Source organism: Stutzerimonas kunmingensis (genome assembly GCF_014764705.1).
In the GTDB taxonomy this organism is placed as follows: Bacteria; Pseudomonadota; Gammaproteobacteria; order Pseudomonadales; family Pseudomonadaceae; genus Stutzerimonas.
This window is the reverse complement of record NZ_JACXXG010000012.1, coordinates 45,709-65,752: the sequence shown is the minus strand read 5'-3', so window position 1 is coordinate 65,752 and position 20,044 is coordinate 45,709. Positions and strand designations below refer to the sequence as shown.

18 protein-coding genes are annotated in these 20,044 nt (G+C 62.3%); 5 read left to right on the top strand and 13 right to left on the bottom strand.

Annotated features, from left to right (window positions below; translation table 11 throughout):
• Positions 1-20: 20 nt before the first annotated feature.
• From surE to ispF, 3 genes are read right to left on the bottom strand one after another with little or no spacing between them, the layout of a single operon-like run.
• Positions 21-770, bottom strand: coding sequence for a 5'/3'-nucleotidase SurE (gene surE / locus IEG05_RS11590; protein WP_003299332.1), 750 nt, complete (start codon positions 768-770; stop codon positions 21-23).
• Entirely contained in the window at positions 770-1,810 is a 1,041-nt protein-coding gene (gene truD / locus IEG05_RS11585; protein WP_125862402.1) for a tRNA pseudouridine(13) synthase TruD, read from the bottom strand. Before truD ends, surE begins: the two co-directional genes overlap by 1 nt.
• Complete coding sequence (ispF, locus tag IEG05_RS11580) at positions 1,807-2,280, bottom strand: 2-C-methyl-D-erythritol 2,4-cyclodiphosphate synthase (protein ID WP_125862401.1); 474 nt, start codon at positions 2,278-2,280, stop codon at positions 1,807-1,809. The genes truD and ispF overlap by 4 nt, the downstream gene beginning before the upstream one ends.
• Positions 2,281-2,461: 181 nt before the next feature.
• Between ispF and IEG05_RS11575 the strand changes: the two genes are divergently transcribed.
• Both IEG05_RS11575 and IEG05_RS11570 read left to right on the top strand, forming a co-directional pair.
• On the top strand, positions 2,462-2,764 hold the full coding sequence (locus IEG05_RS11575) for an ArsR/SmtB family transcription factor (protein WP_003285796.1): 303 nt from the start codon (positions 2,462-2,464) through the stop codon (positions 2,762-2,764).
• Positions 2,765-2,802: 38 nt separating this feature from the next.
• Positions 2,803-3,852: an alkene reductase gene (locus IEG05_RS11570; protein WP_125862400.1), complete on the top strand. Its 1,050-nt coding sequence runs from the start codon at positions 2,803-2,805 to the stop codon at positions 3,850-3,852.
• 134 nt (positions 3,853-3,986) lie between these two features.
• Here IEG05_RS11570 and fghA read toward each other — a convergent pair whose 3' ends face one another.
• Both fghA and IEG05_RS11560 read right to left on the bottom strand, forming a co-directional pair.
• Positions 3,987-4,832 (bottom strand): S-formylglutathione hydrolase, encoded by an 846-nt coding sequence (fghA, locus tag IEG05_RS11565; RefSeq protein WP_125862399.1) that lies wholly within the window; start codon positions 4,830-4,832, stop codon positions 3,987-3,989.
• A gap of 88 nt (positions 4,833-4,920) precedes the next feature.
• A complete protein-coding gene (locus IEG05_RS11560) occupies positions 4,921-6,036 on the bottom strand; it encodes an S-(hydroxymethyl)glutathione dehydrogenase/class III alcohol dehydrogenase (protein ID WP_041013633.1) in 1,116 nt (371 codons plus the stop codon).
• A 163-nt stretch (positions 6,037-6,199) separates the two neighbouring features.
• Between IEG05_RS11560 and IEG05_RS11555 the strand changes: the two genes are divergently transcribed.
• From IEG05_RS11555 to IEG05_RS11545, 3 genes are all read left to right on the top strand, one after another.
• Entirely contained in the window at positions 6,200-7,111 is a 912-nt protein-coding gene (locus IEG05_RS11555) for a LysR substrate-binding domain-containing protein (protein ID WP_191122069.1), read from the top strand.
• A 123-nt stretch (positions 7,112-7,234) separates the two neighbouring features.
• Positions 7,235-7,549, top strand: coding sequence for an HPF/RaiA family ribosome-associated protein (locus tag IEG05_RS11550; RefSeq protein WP_014819923.1), 315 nt, complete (start codon positions 7,235-7,237; stop codon positions 7,547-7,549).
• Positions 7,550-7,624: 75 nt separating this feature from the next.
• Positions 7,625-8,791: a baeRF3 domain-containing protein gene (locus tag IEG05_RS11545; RefSeq protein ID WP_014819922.1), complete on the top strand. Its 1,167-nt coding sequence runs from the start codon at positions 7,625-7,627 to the stop codon at positions 8,789-8,791.
• Positions 8,792-8,824: 33 nt separating this feature from the next.
• On the opposite strand, the gene ispD is transcribed toward IEG05_RS11545, so the two are convergent.
• The 8 genes from ispD to dnaE form a co-directional block, all read right to left on the bottom strand.
• Complete coding sequence (gene ispD / locus IEG05_RS11540; RefSeq protein WP_046621258.1) at positions 8,825-9,541, bottom strand: 2-C-methyl-D-erythritol 4-phosphate cytidylyltransferase; 717 nt, start codon at positions 9,539-9,541, stop codon at positions 8,825-8,827.
• Entirely contained in the window at positions 9,538-9,816 is a 279-nt protein-coding gene (gene ftsB / locus IEG05_RS11535) for a cell division protein FtsB (RefSeq protein ID WP_014819920.1), read from the bottom strand. The genes ispD and ftsB overlap by 4 nt, the downstream gene beginning before the upstream one ends.
• Before the next feature lie 142 nt (positions 9,817-9,958).
• Complete coding sequence (gene eno, locus IEG05_RS11530) at positions 9,959-11,248, bottom strand: phosphopyruvate hydratase (RefSeq protein WP_014819919.1); 1,290 nt, start codon at positions 11,246-11,248, stop codon at positions 9,959-9,961.
• Positions 11,249-11,281: 33 nt separating this feature from the next.
• Positions 11,282-12,127, bottom strand: a complete 846-nt coding sequence (kdsA, locus tag IEG05_RS11525; RefSeq protein WP_191122068.1) for a 3-deoxy-8-phosphooctulonate synthase — start codon at positions 12,125-12,127, stop codon at positions 11,282-11,284.
• Positions 12,124-13,755, bottom strand: a complete 1,632-nt coding sequence (locus IEG05_RS11520; RefSeq protein WP_014819917.1) for a CTP synthase — start codon at positions 13,753-13,755, stop codon at positions 12,124-12,126. Before IEG05_RS11520 ends, kdsA begins: the two co-directional genes overlap by 4 nt.
• Positions 13,756-13,923: 168 nt before the next feature.
• Positions 13,924-15,213, bottom strand: coding sequence for a tRNA lysidine(34) synthetase TilS (gene tilS / locus IEG05_RS11515; RefSeq protein ID WP_080950601.1), 1,290 nt, complete (start codon positions 15,211-15,213; stop codon positions 13,924-13,926).
• A gap of 144 nt (positions 15,214-15,357) precedes the next feature.
• On the bottom strand, positions 15,358-16,308 hold the full coding sequence (locus IEG05_RS11510; protein WP_191122067.1) for an acetyl-CoA carboxylase carboxyltransferase subunit alpha: 951 nt from the start codon (positions 16,306-16,308) through the stop codon (positions 15,358-15,360).
• 182 nt (positions 16,309-16,490) lie between these two features.
• Entirely contained in the window at positions 16,491-20,012 is a 3,522-nt protein-coding gene (gene dnaE / locus IEG05_RS11505; protein ID WP_191122066.1) for a DNA polymerase III subunit alpha, read from the bottom strand.
• Positions 20,013-20,044 lie beyond the last annotated feature (32 nt).

Here is a 20,044-nt window from a genome sequence, read left to right as displayed (position 1 = left end):
GCTGTCTTGTTCGCGATGTCTCACAGCACGTTCTCCAGCCAGCTCTCGAGACCGTTGAAGGCCTCATGAAAAGTTCGATCCAGCTGCAACGGGGTAATCGATACGTAACCCTGCATCACCGCATGAAAATCGGTACCCGGTCCGCCATCCTCGACGTCCCCGGCCACGGATATCCAGTAGCCCTCCTTGCCCCGAGGGTTGGCCTGCTTGACCGGCGGCTTGGCACGGCTGCGATGCCCCAGACGAGTGAGCTGGATACCACGAATGTGATCAAGCGGCAGGTTCGGCACGTTGACGCTGAGCACCGTGCGCGGCGGCACTTCGAGCTGGTCGTGCTTCTCCACCAGCAGGCGCGCGATATGCGCAGCGGTCGGCAGGTTTTCCGTCGAGCGGGAGACCAGCGAGAAGGCAAAGGCCGGGCGGCCGGTGAAGCGGCCTTCGATGGCCGCGGCGACCGTGCCGGAATAGAGCACATCGTCACCCAGATTGGCGCCGAGGTTGATGCCCGAAACCACCATGTCCGGTGTTTCTTCGAGCAGCCCGTTCAGGCCCAGATGCACGCAATCGGTGGGCGAGCCGTTCAGCCCGATGAAGCCGTTCGGCATGCTGACAGGATGAAGCGGGCGGTCCAGGGTAAGTGCGCTGCTGGCGCCGCTCATATCCTGGATCGGGGCTACCACCTTGCACTCGGCATAGTCGGCCAGCGCGTCATAAAGCGCGGCGAGCCCGGGTGCATACACCCCGTCGTCGTTGGCGATCAGAATACGCATCAGATGTCCGTCTGCCCTGCCAGGCTGACCAGCTCACGCACCACGGCGGTGGCGAAGCATCCGGTCGGCAGGACGAATTCCAGTTGCAGAATGTAAGGCTCGGGATAATGCCACGACAAACCGCCGATGGGGAGGCGAAGAATGCGCCGTTCGTGCTTCATTCCTGCCTGCGCCAACCAATTGACGACCGCAGGTTCAGTTTCGGCGACAGCGTTTTCCAGTGCCTGAATTTCGTCACCTGCTGGAGAGCCTTCCATGCCCCATAAAGGGCCGGTCGGATGTAGATCCAGAATCGTCAGGCGCGGGTCGCCGCACTCCTCCGGCCCGGCCGGGAAAAAGCTGCGACTGTCGGTGAATGCCAGGAGATCGCCTACTTGTGCCTGATCCCAGCTGCCATCCCCAACCCGTTCGGCGAGCACACGGTTGAACAGGTAACTGCGACCAGCCGAGAGCAGCCGCGAACGCATGTTGCGCTGCTCCGGAAGCTCACCTTTCGCCGCGAAGTGCCGAGCACCGTGTAGGTTGCTGCCCTCATAGCCGAAACGCTGCAGGCCGAAGTAATTCGGCACGCCGGAGGCCTTGATCCGCTCCAGCCGCTCATCCAGCGCGGCATGTTCACCGCGCAGCTCCGTCAAGCGTAGGCGGAAGCCATTGGCCGAGTGCGCGCCGCGCTGCAGCTTACGCTGATGCCGGGTGCGCTTGAGAATCGCCAGGCCGTCGCTCTCGGCAGCGGCAAGATCTGGATCGCTCTTGCCCGGCAGATGCAGGCTGAACCACTGACGAGTCAATGCCTGGCGGTCCTTGAGCCCGGCGTAGCTGATCATCTTCAGCGGCACGCCAGCGGCGCGGGCGATGCGTTTGGCGGCTTCCTCGGTGTTCAGATTGCGCTTTTCCACCCACAACCAGAGGTGCTCGCCTTCGCCGGACAGCGGGATATCGAGCACTTCATCGACCTGAAAATCCTCGGCAACCGCTTTCAGCACCGCACTGCCACAAGGCTCGCCATGGGCGCGTGGCCCGAGCAGCTGATCTTCGGTCATGCGCGGACCAGAAAGGCAACCGCGTGAACGGCGATCCCCTCCTCACGCCCGGTGAAACCCAGCTTCTCGGTCGTGGTGGCCTTGACGTTGACCTGGTCCAGCTCGACCTGCAGGTCGGCCGCGATCAACGCGCGCATGCTGTCGATGTGCGGGGCCATCTTCGGCGCCTGGGCGATGATTGTGGCGTCGACATTGCCGACGACGTATCCCTTGGCCTGGACCTGGACGAGCACATGGCGCAGCAAAGCGCGGCTGTCGGCGCCCTTGAATTGCGGGTCGGTGTCCGGGAAGTGCTTGCCGATATCGCCCAGCGCAGCGGCACCGAGCAACGCGTCACTCAAGGCATGCAGCAGCACGTCACCGTCGGAATGAGCCAACAGCCCAAACCTGTGTGGAATCCGCACGCCGCCAAGCGTGATGTGATCGCCCTCGCCGAAGCGGTGCACGTCGTAACCGTGGCCGATACGCATAGATGCAAAACCCTGAAAATCTCGAGGCGACGATTCTACAGGAGCCGGGTGCTGCTTGAGTGTCCGCGGCACCTCCCGATCATCGACACAGCCAATAACCACCATCAGTCGAATCGATCTCATATCGGAAAACAACGATATATAGTTCGCCTCATTCCGATATACAGCCCAGAGCCATCCCATGCCGGACGACTTCGACGACATCATCAAGGCCCTCGCCCACCCGCTGCGTCGCGACATCCTGCGCTGGCTGAAGGAGCCGCAGCGGTATTTCTCCGAGCAGCACCATTCGCTGGAAAACGGCGTCTGTGCCGGGCAGATCGACCAGCGTGCCGGCCTGTCGCAGTCAACCGTATCGGCCCATCTGGCGACCCTGCAGAAAGCCGGGCTGATCACCAGCCAAAAGGTCGGCCAGTGGCACTTCTTCAAGCGCAACGACGCGATCATCGAGTCGTTCGTCGAGCGCATCGGCCAGGAACTCTGAGTCCCTTTTCGCACCACCAGTAAAGGAGCGGTATTGCTATGCCCACACTTTTCGACCCGATCAAGATCGGCGATCTGGAACTGAACAACCGCGTCATCATGGCGCCCCTGACCCGCTGCCGCGCCGAGCCCGGCCGCGTTCCCGGCGACCTGATTGCCGAGTACTACGCCCAGCGCGCCGACGCCGGCCTGATCATCAGCGAAGCCACCTCCGTGACCCCGATGGGCGTCGGCTACCCGGACACCCCCGGCATCTGGTCCGCCGAGCAGATTCGGGGCTGGAAGAAGGTCACCGATGCAGTGCACGCCAAAGGCGGCAAGATCGTCCTGCAGCTCTGGCACGTCGGCCGTATCTCCGACCCGATCTACCTCGACGGCCAGCTACCGGTCGCACCCAGCGCCATCAAACCAGCCGGCCATGTCAGCCTGGTGCGACCAATGAAGGATTACGAGACGCCTCGTGCGCTGGAAACCGCTGAGATTCCGGGCATCGTCGAGGCCTACCGCAAGGGTGCGGAGAACGCTAAGGAAGCTGGTTTCGATGGGGTCGAGATTCATGGCGCGAACGGCTATCTGCTCGACCAGTTCCTGCAGGACAGCACCAACCAGCGCAGTGACGCCTACGGTGGCTCGCTGGAAAACCGCGCCCGGCTGATGCTGGAAGTGACCGATGCGGCCATCTCCGTGTGGGGCGCAGGACGTGTTGGCGTACACCTGGCGCCGCGTGCCGACTCCCATGACATGGGCGATTCCAACCGCGCCGAGACCTTTGGCTATGTTGCCGGTGAACTGGGCAAGCGCGGTATCGCCTTCATCTGCACTCGCGAAAAAGCCGGTGAAGACAGCCTCGGCCCACAGCTGAAGAAGATATTCGGTGGCATCTATATCGCCAACGAACGCTTCACCAAGGAACAGGCCAACGCCTGGCTGACTGAGGGCAAGGCCGATGCCGTGGCCTTCGGCATTCCATACATCGCCAACCCGGATCTGGTCGAGCGCCTGCGTCAGGACGCACCGCTGAACGAGCCGAAACCCGAGCTGTTCTACGCCCAGGGCCCGGCTGGCTATACCGATTATCCGTCGCTCTAAGCTCCTGGCGATGGAAAGGCCCGACCGGCATGTCCGGACGGGCCTTTTTTATTCCTGCCGCACAGGCACCTGACGTATCGACCAGCGCGGCGAGCCGAACCGGACGCGCGGCTGAGGCTCCACCGTCATCCACCCTACGCCTTCAGCGCCTCGGCATGATGACGCAGGTGATCATCGATAAAGCTGGCGATGAAGTAGTAGCTATGGTCATAGCCCGGCTGGATGCGCAGCGTCAGCGGGTGCCCGACAGCGTCCGCAGCGGCACGCAGCGCCTGCGGTTTGAGCTGACCCTCCATGAAGTCATCACGATCGCCCTGATCGACCAGCATCGGCAGCTTCTCGCTCGCCTCAGCAATCAGTGCGCAGGCATCCCACTCGCGCCAGCGCGAACGGTCGGCGCCCAGGTAGCGGCTGAACGCCTTCTCGCCCCACGGGCAGCTGAGCGGATTGCTGATGGGTGCGAAAGCCGAAAGCGACTGGTAGCGACCGGGATTCTTCAGCGCGCAGACCAGCGCGCCGTGGCCACCCATCGAATGCCCGCTGATGCCCCGGCGGTCGGAGACAGGGAAGTTCGCCTCGACCAGTGCCGGCAGCTCGTCGACCACGTAGTCGTACATCCGGTAATGCTGAGCCCAGGGTTCCTGGGTGGCGTTGAGGTAGAAGCCAGCGCCAAGGCCGAAGTCCCAGGCGCCATCGGGATCGTCCGGCACGCCGGCGCCGCGTGGGCTGGTATCCGGCGCGACAATGATCAGGCCGAGCTCGGCAGCCAGCCGCAACGCCCCGGCCTTCTGCATGAAGTTCTCATCGGTGCAGGTCAGCCCCGACAGCCAGTACAGCACCGGCAGCTTTTCGCCCTGCTCCGCCTGAGGCGGCAGATACACGGCGAATACCATGTCGCAGGCAAGGCTGCTAGAACGGTGGCGATAGCGCTTGTGCCAGCCGCCGAAGCTCTTGTTGCTGGAAACGATTTCAAGGGTCATGTACAGGCCTCGCGAAGGTGGAAACCGCGCGGGCCTCCACCGGTCGAGGTGGACAAGCTGTCTGGCGACGGCGTTATCCACCCTGGGATCAGAAGTGAATGACGGTCCGGATGCTCTTGCCTTCGTGCATCAGGTCGAACGCTTCGTTGATCTGGTCCAGCGGCATGTTGTGGGTAATGAAGGTGTCCAGTGGAATCTCGCCGCTCTGCGCCTTCTCCACATAGCTCGGCAGCTCGGTACGACCCTTCACGCCGCCGAACGCCGAACCGCGCCAGACGCGTCCCGTGACCAGCTGGAACGGACGGGTACTGATCTCCTGCCCCGCACCGGCGACGCCGATGATGGTCGATTCGCCCCAGCCCTTGTGGCAGCACTCGAGCGCCGCGCGCATCAGTTGAACGTTGCCAACGCACTCGAAGGAATAGTCGACGCCGCCGTCGGTCATCTCGACGATCACGTCCTGGATCGGCTTGTCGTGGTCCTTCGGATTGACGAAATCGGTGGCGCCCAGTTCTTCGGCAATGGCGAACTTGCCCGGATTGATGTCGATGGCAATGATCCGGCTGGCCTTGGCCATCTTCGCACCGATGATCGCTGCCAGGCCGATACCGCCCAGGCCGAATATCGCCACGGTCGCCCCCTCTTCCACCTTCGCGGTGTTGAGCACGGCACCGATACCGGTGGTGACGCCGCAACCGAGCAGGCAGACCTTTTCCAGCGGGGCCTCTTTCGGGATCTTCGCCACCGAGACCTCCGGCAGCACGGTGTACTCGGAGAAGGTCGAGCAGCCCATGTAGTGGTAGATCGGCTCGCCCTGATAGCTGAAGCGGGTGGTGCCGTCGGGCATCAGGCCCTTGCCCTGAGTGGCGCGAACCGAGCTGCAGAGGTTGGTCTTGCCCGACTTGCAGAACTTGCACTGCCGGCATTCGGCGGTATAGAGCGGAATCACGTGATCGCCGACGGCAACCGAGGTGACGCCCTCGCCCACCGCCTCGACGATGCCGCCGCCCTCGTGACCGAGGATGCACGGAAACACGCCCTCCGAATCCTCGCCCGAGAGCGTGTAAGCATCGGTGTGGCACACACCGGTGGCGACGATGCGGATCAGGACTTCGCCAGCCTTGGGTGGGGCTACGTCCACTTCCACGATCTGCAGAGGCTGGTTGGGGCCGAAGGCAACGGCGGCGCGCGACTTGATGGTCATGGACATCACTCTCGATGTGATTGGAAAGCAGAGAGTGTAATTCATGGCCAAACAGGGATTAACGACGGCCCCGGGAAAACATTATTGCTGTTGAGGGACAATCGGCGCTCATCACGTTAGGATCTTTGCAACCCGCTTGCTGGAATCTGACACCGGAGAACCCATGAGCCGCTGGGAAGGCCTTGACGAATTCGTGGCTGTCGCCGAATGCGGCAGCTTCATGCGCGCCGCTGAGCAGCTGCGGGTTTCGTCCTCGCATGTCAGCCGACAGGTCGCGCGCCTTGAAGAACGCCTGCAAGCGCGTTTGCTCTATCGCACCACCCGCCGCGTCTCGCTGACCGAGGCCGGGCATACCTTCTTCACCCGCTGCCAGCGCTTGATCGAGGAACGTGACGAAGCCTTTCTGGCCATCAGCGATCTGCACAGCGCACCGACCGGGCTGTTACGTATGACCGCTGCAGTGGCCTATGGCGAGCGCTTCATCGTGCCGCTGGTGAACGAATTCATGGCCCAGCACCCGCAACTGCGCGTCGATATCGAGCTGTCCAACCGCACCCTCGATCTGGTTCAGGAGGGCTACGACCTGGCCATCCGCCTCGGCAAACTCGGCGAGTCGCGCCTGGTCGCCACCCGCATCGCGCCGCGAGCAATGTATCTGTGCGCTGCACCGAGCTACCTGGAACGCTACGGACGGCCACACACCCTGTCGGAGCTGGCGCGACACAACTGCCTGATCGGCACGAGCGACATCTGGTCGTTTCAGATCGAGGGCCGCGAGCAGCACTTCAAGCCCAGCGGCAACTGGCGCTGCAACAGTGGCGAGGCGGTGCTGGATGCAGCCCTGCGTGGCTTTGGCCTGTGCCAGCTGCCGGACTACTACGTGCAAGAGCCGCTGCTTCGAGGCGAGCTGGTTTCGCTACTGGAAAGCAATCAGCCGCCAGATACCGCCGTGTGGGCGGTTTACCCGCAACGGCGCTACCCGCTACCGAAAGTTCGGCTCTTGGTCGAGGCCCTCAAGACCGGTCTTGCCAAGCGTTCGGAGTACGCCAGGACCGGCGACCGGAACGGGCACTGAACCGCGCGTCAGACGCCTCTAATGACGCGGAACCCGCCTTAATCCCCCACGTCGTACCCTGTAGCTGCTGCTCTTCGAGCCGCCCGCGCTGGACGAGCGCAGCGCTGCAATCAGGAGGAAACCATGCAGGTTCTGGTGAACAGTAACCACAGCATCAGCGTCACCGCCGATCTGGAAGAACGAGTGAAGGCCACGGTCGAGACCGAACTGGAGCGCTTCGATGATCACCTGACCCGAGTCGAGGTCCATCTCAACGACGAAAACAGCAGCAAGAGCGGCCCCCATGACAAGCGCTGCCAGATGGAGGCGAGGGTCAAGGGTCACGACCCCATCTCGGCCACCCACAAGGCCGAAACGCTGGACCTGGCAATCAACGGCGCCGCGGAGAAGCTGAACCACGCGCTGAGCCACGTTCTGGACAAGCTCAACCGCCACTGACTGGCCCTCGATGGCCAATGAGCACGCCATCGACACTTCTGCGAGGGACCGAACCACCGCTACTGGAGGCCACGCATGAACCGACTGCTCGACCGTGAAACCCTGACCAAACTGCTGTCAAAACGAGACGGGCCCTGCCTGTCCGTGTACCAGCCCACTCATCGCAGCTTTCCCGAGCGTCAGCAGGACCCGATCCGCTTCAAGCACCTGGTCAAGCAGCTGGAAGAATCACTCAAGCAGCAAGGCCATGGCGACAAGGCACACACCCTGCTCGAGCCGTTCTACGCCCTGATCGACAACAGTGACTTCTGGAACCACAGCCTCGACGGCCTGGCCGCTTTTGCCGCCAAGGACTACTTCCAGGTCTATCGACTGCAACGCAGCGTGCCGGAAATGGCCGTGGCCAACGCGCGCATGCACCTCAAACCGCTGGTACGCATTGCACAGTCAGCCGACCGCTTTCAGATCCTCTGCCTCTCGCGCGACTCGGTACGCTTGTTCGAGGGCAACCGTGATGCCCTCGACGAGGTGAAGCTGCACGACGGTGTGCCCCGGACACTCGCCGACGCCCTGGGCAGCGACCTCACCGAGAAGGGTCAAAGTGGGTTTCCCCAGGGTTATGGCCGCTCCAGCGAACGCGGCGACCCGATGCAGGTGGAGGCTGGCGGCAGCGGCAAGCAGGCGGAGATCGACCGGGACCGTGATCGCTACTTTCGCGAAGTCGATCGCGCCATCACCGAACATCACTCGCGCCCATCCGGCCTGCCGCTGATCCTCGCCGCTCTGCCCGAGCAGCAGTCGCACTTCCGACGCCTCAGCCACAATGACTGCCTGCTGCCGGAGGGCATCGAGACCGGCCAGAACGCATTGAGCGTCAATGAGCTACGTGAGAAAAGCTGGATGGTGATGCAGCCGCGCTATCTCAAGCGCCTGGAAGGCTTGCTCAACCAGTTCGGCGCATCCCATGGCCAGGGGCTGGCATCCGACCACCTCGAAGATATCGGTCAGGCCACCCGCCAAGGCCGGGTCGCCACCTTGCTGGTGGAGGCCGAGCGGCAGATTCCCGGCCATGTCGACAAAACTGACGGAACGGCAACGCCGACCAGCGAAGATGACGTCAACACACCCGACCTGCTGGATGAGCTGACCATCTGGACACTCGAGCAAGGTGGAGACGTGGTTGTGGTACCGACCGAACGGATGCCGACCGGCACCGGCGCTGCGGCGATCTATCGTTTCTGATGTAAATGGCGGGCAGGCAACCCCTGCCCGTTCTCAAGACTCGCGGTCTGTCTTCCAGCGCTGCGCCAGCCACTCCAGATCTTCGGGCCGGGTGACCTTCAGGTTGTCCGCCCGCCCTTCTACCACCCTAGGCGAGTGACCTGCCCACTCCAGTGCCGACGCCTCGTCGGTAACCTGCATACGGGAGGCGAGTGCAGCTTCGAGCGCGTCGCACAACATGCCCAGGCGGAACATCTGCGGAGTGAAAGCCTGCCAGATGACGCTGCGGTCCACCGTCTCCACCACACGCCCATCCGGACCTACGCGCTTGAGGGTGTCCCGCGCCGGAACAGCCAGCAGACCACCGACCGGATCATCGGCCAACTCGGCCAGCAACCTGTCCAGATCCTCACGCGCAAGATTGGGACGGGCCGCGTCGTGCACCAGCACCCAGTCATGCTCATTCGCGCCCAGCTCATCGAGGCGCTGCAGCCCACTGAGTACCGAATCGCAACGTTCACGACCGCCCGGTGCAAGCTGCACGCGAGCATCGCGAGCGCAGGGCAGCGCCGGCCAGTAGGGATCGTCAGGCGCGATGCAAACCACCAAACCAGCAAGTGCCGGGTGGTCCAGAAAACAATCGAGGGTGTGTTCGATGATGCTGCGCTCACCCAGCAACAGATACTGCTTGGGACGGTCAGCGCGCATACGACTGCCGACGCCGGCAGCCGGGATGACGACCCAGAAGGCAGGCTGATCGCGCAGGCTCATTCGATCAGCTGATAGAGGGTTTCGCCCTCTTTGACCATGCCGAGCTCCTGGCGGGCCCGCTCTTCGACGGTCTCCATGCCCTGCTTGAGCTCCAGAACCTCCGCCTCGAGGATTCGATTGCGCTCCAGGAGACGCTCGTTCTCACCCTGCTGTTCGGCGATCTGCTTGTTCAGGCCATTGACCTGAGCCAGGCTGCCCTCGCCCACCCAGAGACGGTACTGCAGACCACCCAGCAGCAGTATCAGTACGACGAACAACCAGTAGGGGCGACGCATAGAAGGCATGAAACGACTTCAGCTGAAATTCGGGTATTGGCAAACAGCGACGGCTCTGGAGGCACGAAGAGTTTGCACGCGGGCACGGAGCGATTGAAACAAAAAAGGGCGACTTGCGCCGCCCTTTTTTAAGTACCGCGGATCAGCCTCGGAATTCGGCGCGACCCTTGTACGGCGCCTTGCCGGCCAGCTGCTCTTCGATACGCAGTAGCTGGTTGTACTTGGACACGCGGTCCGAACGGCACAGCGAACCGGTCTTGATCTGACCAGCGGCAGTACCCACGGCCAGGTCGGCGATGGTGCTGTCCTCGGTCTCACCGGAGCGGTGCGAGATCACCGCGGTATAGCCGGCGGCCTTGGCCATCTGGATGGCTTCCAGCGTTTCGGTCAGCGAGCCGATCTGGTTGAACTTGATCAGGATCGAGTTACCGATCTTCTCGTCGATGCCGCGCTTGAGGATCTTGGTGTTGGTCACGAACAGGTCGTCACCGACCAGTTGCACCTTGTCGCCGATCTTGTCGGTCAGCACCTTCCAGCCAGCCCAGTCGGACTCGTCCATACCGTCTTCGATGGAGATGATCGGATAGCGCTGGCTCAGACCGGCCAGGTAGTCGGCAAATCCGGCGGCGTCGAACACCTTGCCTTCGCCGGCCAGGTCGTACTTGCCGTCCTTGAAGAACTCGGAGGAAGCGCAGTCCAGAGCCAATGTGACGTCGTCACCCAGCGTGTAGCCGGCGTTGGCGACAGCTTCGGCGATTGCGGCCAGGGCGTCTTCGTTGGACGCCAGGTTCGGCGCGAAGCCACCCTCGTCACCCACGGAGGTGCTCAGGCCACGGGCCTTCAGCACAGCCTTCAGGTGGTGGAAGATCTCGGCGCCCATGCGCAGCGCGTCGGCGAAGGTCTTGGCGCCGACCGGCTGGACCATGAATTCCTGGATGTCGACGTTGTTGTCGGCATGCTCGCCGCCGTTGATGATGTTCATCATCGGTACCGGCATGGAGTAGACGCCCGGGGTGCCGTTCAGATCGGCAATGTGCGCGTACAGCGGCACGCCCTTGGCCTGAGCAGCAGCCTTGGCAGCAGCCAGCGACACGGCAAGGATGGCGTTGGCCCCAAGCTTGCCTTTGTTCTCGGTACCGTCGAGCTCGATCATCGCCTGGTCCAGCGCTTTCTGATCGAGCGGGTCCTTGCCCAACAGCAGGTCACGGATCGGGCCATTTACGTTGGCTACGGCGGTCAGTACGCCCTTGCCCAGGTAACGACTCTTGTCGCCATCACGCAGTTCCAAAGCCTCGCGGGAACCGGTGGATGCACCAGACGGCGCGCAGGCGCTGCCGATGATGCCGTTGTCCAGGATCACGTCGGCTTCCACTGTGGGGTTGCCACGGGAATCGAGAACTTCACGCCCCTTGATGTCGACGATCTTTGCCATTGTTGTTAACACTCCGTAGATAGCTGCAAGGCTTCAAGCAGTTTCGATTGGCGGGAAATTCTTGACGAGATCATCCAGCTGCTTGAGCTGGGTAAGGAAAGGCTCGAGCTTGTTCAGGTGCAGCGCGCACGGGCCGTCGCATTTGGCATTGTCCGGATCGGGGTGCGCTTCGAGGAACAGCCCGGCCAGGCCCTGGGACAGGCCGGCCTTCGCCAGATCGGTCACCTGGGCACGGCGACCACCCGCCGAGTCGGCGCGACCGCCTGGCATCTGCAGGGCGTGGGTGACATCGAAGAACACCGGGTATTCGAACTGCTTCATGATGCCGAAGCCGAGCATGTCGACTACGAGATTGTTGTAGCCGAAGGAGGAGCCGCGCTCGCAGAGGATCAGCTGATCGTTGCCGGCTTCCTCGCATTTGCGCAGGATGTGCTTCATCTCCTGCGGCGCGAGGAACTGCGCCTTCTTGATGTTGATCACCGCGCCGGTCTTGGCCATCGCCACGACCAGATCGGTCTGCCGGGAGAGGAAAGCCGGCAGCTGGATGATGTCGCAGACGTCCGCGACCGGCTGCGCCTGCCAGGGCTCGTGCACATCGGTGATGACCGGCACGCCGAAGGTCCTCTTAACTTCCTCGAAGATCTTCATCCCTTCTTCCAGGCCCGGACCGCGGAACGAGGTGATCGAGGAGCGATTGGCCTTGTCGAAGCTGGCCTTGAACACGTAGGGGATGCCGAGCTTCTCGGTCACCCGCACGTACTCTTCGCAGGCCTGCATGGCCAAGTCGCGGGATTCCAGCACGTTGATGCCGCCGAACAGCACGAACGGCTTGTCGTTGGCGATCTCGATGTTGCCTACGCGGATGGTCTTCTGGCTCATGCTTTCTTCGCCTTGTGTTCCAGCGCTGCCTTGACGAAACCGCTGAACAGCGGATGGCCGTCACGCGGCGTGGAGGTGAATTCAGGGTGGAACTGGCAAGCAACGAACCAGGGATGATCCGGAGCCTCGACCACTTCCACCAGCGCGCCGTCGCCGGAACGCCCGGTAATCTTCAGGCCCGCTGCCTGCAATTGCGGCAGCAGGTTGTTGTTCACTTCGTAACGGTGGCGATGGCGCTCGACGATGCGCTCCTGGCCGTAGCACTCGAATACGTTGGAGCCGGCTTCGAGGCCGCATTCCTGCGCGCCAAGACGCATGGTGCCGCCCAGATCCGAGTTATCACTGCGGGTTTCCACGGCACCGCTGGCGTCTTCCCACTCGGTGATCAGACCGACTACCGGGTGACCACTGTCCTTGTCGAACTCGGTCGAGTTGGCGTCGGACCAGCCCAGCACGTCACGGGCGAACTCGATGACCGCGACCTGCATACCCAGGCAGATGCCCAGATACGGGATCTTGTTCTCACGGGCATAACGTACCGTCGCGATCTTGCCCTCGACGCCGCGCAGACCGAAACCGCCCGGCACGAGAATGGCGTCGACACCTTCCAGCAGGCTGGTGCCCTGATTCTCGATGTCTTCGGAGTCGATATAACGCAGGTTCACTTTGGTACGGCTCTGGATGCCAGCGTGGCTCATCGCCTCGATCAGAGATTTGTAGGCGTCCAGAAGTTCCATGTACTTACCGACCATGGCGATGGTGACTTCCTTCTCCGGGTGCAGCTTGGCATCGACGACACGATCCCATTCGGAGAGATCGGCACCACGACACTCCAGGCCAAAGCGCTCGACCACGTAGTCATCGAGGCCCTGGGCATGCAGGATGCCTGGAATCTTGTAGATCGTATCGGCGTCCGGAAGGCTGATCACCGCGCGCTCTTCGACGTTGGTGAACAGCGCAATCTTACGCCGCGAGGAAACGTCGATGGCACGATCGGAGCGGCAGACCAGTACGTCAGGCTGCAGGCCGATGGAGCGCAGCTCCTTCACCGAATGCTGCGTGGGCTTGGTCTTGGTTTCGCCGGCAGTGGCGATGTAGGGCACCAGCGTCAGGTGCATCAGCATGGCGCGCTTGGCGCCCACTTCGACGCGCAACTGGCGAATCGCCTCAAGGAACGGCTGCGACTCGATGTCCCCGACGGTGCCGCCGACTTCAACCAGGGCAACGTCGGCATCGCCGGCGCCCTTGATGATGCGACGCTTGATCTCGTCGGTGATGTGCGGAATGACCTGAATGGTCGCACCCAGGTAATCACCCCGGCGCTCGCGGCGCAGCACGTCTTCGTATACGCGACCGGTGGTGAAGTTGTTGTTCTGGGTCATGCGGGTGCGGATGAACCGCTCGTAGTGCCCCAGATCGAGATCGGTCTCGGCGCCGTCATGAGTGACGAACACCTCACCGTGCTGGAACGGGCTCATGGTGCCCGGATCGACGTTGATGTAAGGGTCAAGCTTGAGCATCGTGACCTTCAGGCCCCGCGCCTCCAGGATGGCCGCCAATGAAGCCGAGGCGATGCCTTTCCCCAATGAAGAAACAACACCACCCGTGACGAAGATGTAGCGCGTCATGAAAAACCCTAGAAGTCTGCGTTAAGCGGCCGGCGCCGCCGGGGGAAAGCGAAGATGCCATTGCTCGCGAGCGGCAATAGCGCAACTGCCACGGATTCGAAGAAACCGCAGAAGCTGTATTGAGACGGGAGGGTAGTCTACCGGAAAGGCCTTATCAGCTCAAACCACTTAGAAGTCCGGCACGCACCAATACAGGGCGAACCGCCCGTCGGGCAGGAGTGGCAGATTGGCCACGCCGATCAGTTCATCATTGCAGTAAAGCAACGGCAGACGACTGCGCGCAAAATAGGGAACGCCAGCCTCGTTAAGCAGACGTTTCAGGTCGCGCCGGCCGCGGCCAGGCACGAGAAGCGCCTCGCCACCGTGCCGATAACGGACCTGGAGTTTACCGGCAGGTGGCTCACCCGCCCCTCGAAGCATGCCATTGCCTGGGAGCTCCAGGGCTGTAGACGGGTCCGACCAGTCGATCGGCTCGACAACCGGCTCAAGCCAGCTATCGGGCAGCCACCAGACCCGCTCGCCTGTGCGCTGCAGCTCGCCCCCTGCCAAGCACCATCGCGGCGTGGCATCCGGCCGGGCATTCAGCAGCGACGCCCAGCCGGCCCAGTGACCCTCATCCGGCGCCAGCGTGAAGCTCGCCAGCCAATGACGTAGCGCGTTGCGCTGACGCACCGGCGTCAATGCTCGCAACGGCGGTAGCGCAAGGCTGGGCAGGCGTAGCCACTCAAAAGCGCTGGCCGTGTTCGCAATGAGCAGATCCTGTTGCGCCAGCTCGTCCAGCAGTTGCTGCGTTTCAGTCATATGAGCCGCTGCTCGAGCCATACTCGAAGCCGCCTGCGGCCAGCGCCGCTTTAAAAGCGGCATGACCTCGCGGCGCAGAAAATTGCGCGAATAGTTGTGATCCTGATTGCTCGGATCCTCGACCCAGCGTAATGCGTTGCGCCGGGCGTACGCCTCGAGTTCGATGCGCGATACGCCGAGAAGCGGTCTCACCAGTCTGCCCAGACCTAGCGACCGCTCCACCGGCATCGCTGCCAGACCGCGCACGCCAGCCCCTCGGAGCAGACGAAACAGCACAGTTTCGGCCTGATCGTCACGGTGTTGACCTGTCAGGAGCAGCTCGCCCTCCCCCAGGCATTCGGAGAACGCTTCATAGCGAGCCTCGCGCGCCGCACGCTCCAGGCTTGCGCCAGGCACGACCTTCACGCGGACTATCTGCAAAGGAACGTCTAAACCGTCGCAGATCGCCTGGCAATGCGCCGGCCAGCCCTCACCAGCGGCTTGCAGACCATGATGCACATGGATCGCGCGAATCGCAGGCAACTCATGCTGTCCAGCGAGCCGTACCAGCAAATGCAACAGGACGGTCGAATCAAGACCCCCAGACAACGCGACCCACCATGTCGGTGAACCACGCCAAGGTGCGAGAGCTGAAAGCAGGAGGGAGTCGAGGGACATACGAGCGCTTCGATGACCGGCGTTGACGGCAAGCATAAAGCCCGGCGGCAGAAGCAGCGATAGGACGTTGGGGGCGATCAACCCACTGGCTTACGCGCCTCGATTCCGAACGGCGAAATCGAGACGCGAATCAGGCGTGACGGATCAGGCGATACCGTAGCTCATCAGGCGCTCATAGCGGCGCGCGAGCAGCGCATCGGTATCCAGCGACTTGAGCATATGCAGCTGGCTGTTCAGCTGCTCACGCATGGCCGCAGCCATGACGGCAGGATTGCGGTGGGCGCCGCCCAGAGGCTCCGGGATCACCTTGTCGACGATGCCCAGGTCCTTGAGACGCTCAGCCGTCACACCCATAGCCTCGGCCGCTTCAGGTGCCTTCTCGGCGGTGCGCCAGAGAATCGAGGCGCAGCCTTCCGGCGAAATCACCGCGTAGGTGGAATACTGCAGCATGTTCAGCTGGTCGCAGACGCCAATAGCCAGGGCTCCGCCAGAACCGCCCTCACCGATCACGGTGGCGATGATCGGCGTCTTCAGACGTGCCATGACGCGCAGGTTCCAGGCAATTGCCTCGCTCTGGTTGCGCTCTTCGGCATCGATACCCGGATAGGCGCCCGGGGTGTCGATGAAGGTCAGGATCGGCATCTTGAAGCGCTCGGCCATCTTCATCAGACGGCACGCCTTGCGGTAACCCTCGGGGCGCGGCATGCCGAAGTTACGGCGTACCTTCTCGCGCACCTCACGGCCCTTCTGATGACCGATGATCATCACCGGCTGTCCGTCCAGACGCGCAGTACCGCCCACGATAGCGGCGTCATCGGAGAAGTGGCGATCACCGTGCAGCTCTTCGAACTCGGTGAACAGGTGATTGATGTAGTCGAGGGTGTAGGGGCGCTGCGGGTGGCGGGCCAGGCGGGCGATCTGCCAGCTGGTCAGATTGCCGAAGATGCTTTCGGTGAGCGATTCGCTCTTGTCCTGCAGGCGGGCAATCTCATCGCCGATGTTCAGCGAGTTGTCGTTACCAACCAGGCGCAATTCTTCGATCTTGGCTTGCAGGTCGGCGATCGGCTGTTCGAAATCCAGGAAATTCGGGTTCATAGGCATCCGTCATGCGTCGACGGCCAGGCGGCCGGGAGGCTGTTCCGTTTTTTGCGCCTTACCTTACGGGACGGGCGCATTCAGGTCGAACAAAAATTGTTCTGAACCATGACCCGGTCATCACCGGGCCGTTCGGGCCTGACCCGGAAAGCGCCATCGGCGACCTTCCGGGCCTCGGCCCTCTATCGGTATTGCAGGAAGACGTTGTCGCGTCCGAACTGGTCACGCAATGCCTGAATCAAGTTGTCGGCCGGGTCGATCCGCCAGGCTTCACCGAACTGCAGCAGGGCACGCGCGTCGCGACCGGTGTATTCCAGCGTAATCGGGCAGGCCCCGCGATGACGGCCACAGACCTCGGCCAGCCAACGCATGCGCTCACCCTTGAGCGCTTCACCAGCGACCTTGACCCGTAGACTTTCGGCGAGCCCGGTGCGCGCCTCTTCCAGGCTCATAACCCGCTTGGCGCGCAGCCGCAGGCCACCGGAAAAGTCATCGTTGCTTACCTCGCCCTCCACCACGACCAGCGCATCGGTTTGCAACAACGCCTGAGCAGTATTGAAAGCCTCGGCGAACAGTGACGCCTCGATGCGCCCCGAGCGGTCATCCAGGGTGATGAAACCCATCTTGTCGCCCTTCTTGTTCTTCATTACCCGCAGATTGACGATCAGGCCGGCAATGGTCTGCTCGCCACGCGCCGGACGTAGATCGACGATGCGCTGGCGTGCGAAGCGGCGCACCTCGCCCTCGTATTCATCGATCGGGTGACCAGTGAGATAGAGGCCTAGGGTGTCCTTTTCACCTTTCAGACGCTCCTTCAGAGACAGCTCGCGCGCCTTGCGATGGTTGGCGTAGACGTCAGCTTCGGGCTCGGCGAACAAGCCGCCAAACAGGTCCATGTGGCCGCTCTCAGCGCTGCGCGCCGTCTGCTCCGCGGCCTGCACCGCTTCTTCCATCGCCGCCAGCAAAACCGCCCGATTGCGGTCGATGTTGGCCTGATAGGCCTTGACCTCTTCGAAGAAATACGGACCTAGACGATCCAGCGCACCGGAGCGAATCAGCGCCTCAAGGGTACGCTTGTTGACCCGTTTCAGGTCGATCCGCGCGCAGAAGTCGAACAGGTCCTTGAATGACCCACCTTCGGCACGACATTCAGCGATGGCCTCGACCGGCCCCTCGCCCACGCCCTTGACTGCACCTAGGCCATAGACGATACGGCCGTCATCGTTGACGGTGAACTTGAACTCGGAAATGTTCACATCGGGCGGGTCGATGCGCAGCTTCATGCTGCGGCATTCCTCGATAAGGATCACCACCTTGTCGGTATTGTGCATATCCGCCGAGAGCACGGCAGCCATGAACGGCGACGGGTAGTGCGCCTTGAGCCAGGCCGTCTGGTAGGAAACCAGACCGTAGGCCGCCGAGTGCGACTTGTTGAAACCGTAACCGGCGAACTTCTCTACCAGGTCGAAGATGTTGCCTGAGAGTTCTTTATCGATGCCATTGTTGGAACAGCCTTCGATGAAACCACCGCGCTGCTTGGCCATCTCCTCGGGCTTCTTCTTGCCCATGGCGCGGCGCAGCATGTCCGCACCACCCAGCGTATAGCCGGCCATGACCTGTGCGATCTGCATCACCTGTTCCTGGTACAGGATGATGCCGTAGGTGGGCTTGAGCACTGGCTCCAGCCCGGCGTACTGGTAGTCCGGGTGTGGATAGGAGACTTCGGCACGCCCGTGCTTGCGGTTGATGAAGTCGTCCACCATGCCCGATTGCAACGGACCGGGACGGAACAGCGCCACCAGTGCGATCAGGTCTTCCAGGCAGTCGGGCTTGAGCTTTTTGATCAACTCCTTCATACCGCGGGATTCGAGCTGGAAAACCGCGGTGGTCTCGGCCTTCTGCAGCAACAGGTAGGTTGGCTTGTCATCCAGCGGGATGAAGTCGATGTTGATCGGCTCCAGGCCCTTCTTGGCCTGTTCGCGGTTGATGGTTTCCAGCGCCCACTTGATGATGGTCAGCGTCCGCAGGCCGAGGAAGTCGAACTTCACCAGACCGGCCTGCTCGACGTCGTCCTTGTCGAACTGGGTCACCAGGCCGCCACCCTCCTCGTCGCAAGCGATCGGCGCGAAGTCGGTGAGCTTGGTTGGCGCGATCACCACACCACCGGCGTGCTTACCGGTACCGCGAGTAATACCTTCGAGCTTGAGCGCCATCTCCCAGATTTCCCGGGCGTCCTCGTCAACGGCGAGGAAGTCGCGCAGCGGCTCCTCCATTTCGTAGGCCTTTTCCAGCGTCATGCCGACTTCGAAGGGAATCATCTTCGACAACCGATCAGCCAGGCCGTAGGACTTGCCCTGCACCCGCGCCACGTCGCGCACCACGGCCTTGGCCGCCATGGTGCCGAAGGTGATGATCTGGCTGACCGCATTACGGCCATATGCCTCGGCCACGTAATCGATGACCCGGTCGCGACCATCCATGCAAAAGTCGACGTCGAAGTCGGGCATGGAAATACGTTCGGGGTTGAGGAAGCGCTCGAACAGGAGGTCATAGGCCAGCGGATCGAGGTCGGTGATCTTCAGCACGTAGGCGACCAGTGAGCCGGCACCCGAGCCACGGCCTGGGCCGACCGGTACGCCGTTGTTCTTCGCCCACTTGATGAAGTCCATAACGATCAGGAAGTAACCGGGGAAGCCCATCTGGATGATGGTGCCCAGCTCGAACTCAAGGCGATCGATGTAGACCTGCTTCTTCGCCTCGTAGTCAGGAGTGTCCTTGGGTAGCAGCACCTCAAGGCGTTCTTCCAGCCCTTCGAACGACACCTGACGCAGGTAGTCGTCGATGGTCATGCCCTCGGGCACGGGGAAGTTCGGCAGGAAGTAGGTACCCAACTGCACTTCGATGTTGCAGCGCTTGGCGATCTCGACGGTGTTTTCCAGCGCCTCGGGGAGGTCGCTGAACAGCTCGGCCATCTCTGCCGGAGTCTTCAGATACTGCTGATCAGAGTAGGTACGCGGCCGCCGCGGATCGTCCAGAGTTCGGCCTTCACCGATGCATACGCGGGTCTCGTGGGCCTCGAAGTCTTCCTGCTTGAGGAAACGCACGTCGTTCGTCGCGACCAGCGGCGTACCGCTGCGCTCGGCGAGCGCGACTGCAGCGTGCAGATACTCTTCGTCATTGACCCGGCTGGTGCGCTGAACTTCCAGGTAGAAGCGATCGGCAAACACATCGCGCCATTCAGCCAGACGCGATTCGGCCAGTGGTTCGTCGCCATTGAGCAGCGCCTGGCCGACCTCTCCCTCCCTGGCGCCAGACAAGGCGATCACACCTTCGGCGGCCTGCTTGACCCAGTCGCGCTCGATGATCACCAGATCGTTGCGCTGGCCTTCGGTCCAGCCGCGAGAGATCAACTCGGTGAGATTGCGATACCCCTTGGGATTCATCGCCAGCAAGGTCAAGCGGCTGAGAGGACCGTCCTCGTCACAACCAGCCATCCAGATATCGGCACCGCAAATCGGCTTTATGCCGGCGCCCTGCGCGGCTTTATAGAACTTGACCAGCGAGCACATATTGCTCATGTCGGTCACCGCCACTGCCGGCATGCCACCTGCCGCGACCGCCTTGATCAGCGGCTTGACCCGAACCAGCCCATCGACCAGCGAGTACTCGGTATGCAGACGTAGATGGACGAAGGAAACAGGCATGAACAGACCTTGAGCTGGCAGAACGACAAGCG

Excerpts from the sequence above, each read along its gene's own strand:
- IEG05_RS11550 (WP_014819923.1), top strand. The coding sequence starts at position 7,235 with ATGCAGGTTCTGGTGAACAGTAACCACAGCATCAGCGTCACCGCCGAT.
- truD (WP_125862402.1), bottom strand. The coding sequence starts at position 1,810 with ATGACCGAAGATCAGCTGCTCGGGCCACGCGCCCATGGCGAGCCTTGT.
- fghA (WP_125862399.1), bottom strand. The coding sequence starts at position 4,832 with ATGACCCTTGAAATCGTTTCCAGCAACAAGAGCTTCGGCGGCTGGCAC.
- eno (WP_014819919.1), bottom strand. The coding sequence starts at position 11,248 with ATGGCAAAGATCGTCGACATCAAGGGGCGTGAAGTTCTCGATTCCCGT.
- IEG05_RS11560 (WP_041013633.1), bottom strand. The coding sequence starts at position 6,036 with ATGACCATCAAGTCGCGCGCCGCCGTTGCCTTCGGCCCCAACCAGCCT.
- tilS (WP_080950601.1), bottom strand. The coding sequence starts at position 15,213 with ATGTCCCTCGACTCCCTCCTGCTTTCAGCTCTCGCACCTTGGCGTGGT.
- IEG05_RS11575 (WP_003285796.1), top strand. The coding sequence starts at position 2,462 with ATGCCGGACGACTTCGACGACATCATCAAGGCCCTCGCCCACCCGCTG.
- ispD (WP_046621258.1), bottom strand. The coding sequence starts at position 9,541 with ATGAGCCTGCGCGATCAGCCTGCCTTCTGGGTCGTCATCCCGGCTGCC.
- IEG05_RS11545 (WP_014819922.1), top strand. The coding sequence starts at position 7,625 with ATGAACCGACTGCTCGACCGTGAAACCCTGACCAAACTGCTGTCAAAA.
- IEG05_RS11555 (WP_191122069.1), top strand. The coding sequence starts at position 6,200 with ATGAGCCGCTGGGAAGGCCTTGACGAATTCGTGGCTGTCGCCGAATGC.
- ispF (WP_125862401.1), bottom strand. The coding sequence starts at position 2,280 with ATGCGTATCGGCCACGGTTACGACGTGCACCGCTTCGGCGAGGGCGAT.
- kdsA (WP_191122068.1), bottom strand. The coding sequence starts at position 12,127 with ATGAGCCAGAAGACCATCCGCGTAGGCAACATCGAGATCGCCAACGAC.
- IEG05_RS11520 (WP_014819917.1), bottom strand. The coding sequence starts at position 13,755 with ATGACGCGCTACATCTTCGTCACGGGTGGTGTTGTTTCTTCATTGGGG.
- surE (WP_003299332.1), bottom strand. The coding sequence starts at position 770 with ATGCGTATTCTGATCGCCAACGACGACGGGGTGTATGCACCCGGGCTC.
- dnaE (WP_191122066.1), bottom strand. The coding sequence starts at position 20,012 with ATGCCTGTTTCCTTCGTCCATCTACGTCTGCATACCGAGTACTCGCTG.
- IEG05_RS11510 (WP_191122067.1), bottom strand. The coding sequence starts at position 16,308 with ATGAACCCGAATTTCCTGGATTTCGAACAGCCGATCGCCGACCTGCAA.
- ftsB (WP_014819920.1), bottom strand. The coding sequence starts at position 9,816 with ATGCGTCGCCCCTACTGGTTGTTCGTCGTACTGATACTGCTGCTGGGT.
- IEG05_RS11570 (WP_125862400.1), top strand. The coding sequence starts at position 2,803 with ATGCCCACACTTTTCGACCCGATCAAGATCGGCGATCTGGAACTGAAC.